This is a genomic window from Sporosarcina sp. Y1009, from assembly GCF_057669865.1.
In genome coordinates this window covers 1-657 of the sequence record NZ_JBYHFO010000036.1, presented here as the reverse complement: position 1 = coordinate 657, position 657 = coordinate 1, and the positions used below count along the sequence as shown (strand labels likewise).

The following is a 657-nucleotide window of genomic DNA, read 5'->3' as shown; positions in this document are numbered from 1 at the left end:
TAATGGTGGAGCCTAGCGGGATCGAACCGCTGACCTCCTGCGTGCAAGGCAGGCGCTCTCCCAGCTGAGCTAAGGCCCCAAAGCTGTAGATTATTTAAGAAAAAAACTTGCTTGAAAATCATAATGGTCGGGAAGACAGGATTCGAACCTGCGACCCCTTGGTCCCAAACCAAGTGCTCTACCAAGCTGAGCTACTTCCCGATATTTACAAGTTAAAAATAATGGCGCGCCCGGCAGGAGTCGAACCTACAACTTCTTGATTCGTAGTCAAGTGCTCTATCCAATTGAACTACGGGCGCATATTAAAGAGTATATAATGGTGCCGAGAACCGGAATCGAACCGGTACGGTAGTTACCTACCGCAGGATTTTAAGTCCTGTGCGTCTGCCAGTTCCGCCACCCCGGCAAATCAATGGAGCGGAAGACGGGATTCGAACCCGCGACCTCCACCTTGGCAAGGTGATATTCTACCACTGAACTACTTCCGCGTCATATATAATAAAGTGCGGGTGAAGGGAGTCGAACCCCCACGCCCGAAGGCACTAGATCCTAAGTCTAGCGTGTCTGCCAGTTCCACCACACCCGCATGATCATATGTCGGCAATACATAAAATGGTGAGCCATACAGGATTCGAACCTGTGACCCTCTGATTAAAA

6 tRNA genes are annotated in these 657 nt (G+C 50.1%); all 6 read right to left on the bottom strand.

The annotated features are described in order from the left end of the window. Nucleotides 1-3: 3 nt before the first annotated feature. Nucleotides 4-79, bottom strand: a tRNA-Ala gene (locus tag AC25Y1_RS19290). Nucleotides 80-124: 45 nt separating this feature from the next. Continuing rightward, nucleotides 125-201, bottom strand: a tRNA-Pro gene (locus AC25Y1_RS19285). Nucleotides 202-222: 21 nt separating this feature from the next. Continuing rightward, nucleotides 223-299 (bottom strand) — tRNA-Arg (locus AC25Y1_RS19280). Between the two features lie 18 nt (nt 300-317). Further along, a tRNA-Leu gene (locus AC25Y1_RS19275) sits at nt 318-406 on the bottom strand. A 7-nt stretch (nt 407-413) separates the two neighbouring features. After that, nucleotides 414-488 (bottom strand) — tRNA-Gly (locus tag AC25Y1_RS19270). Between the two features lie 16 nt (nt 489-504). Beyond that, nucleotides 505-586, bottom strand: a tRNA-Leu gene (locus AC25Y1_RS19265). Nucleotides 587-657 lie beyond the last annotated feature (71 nt).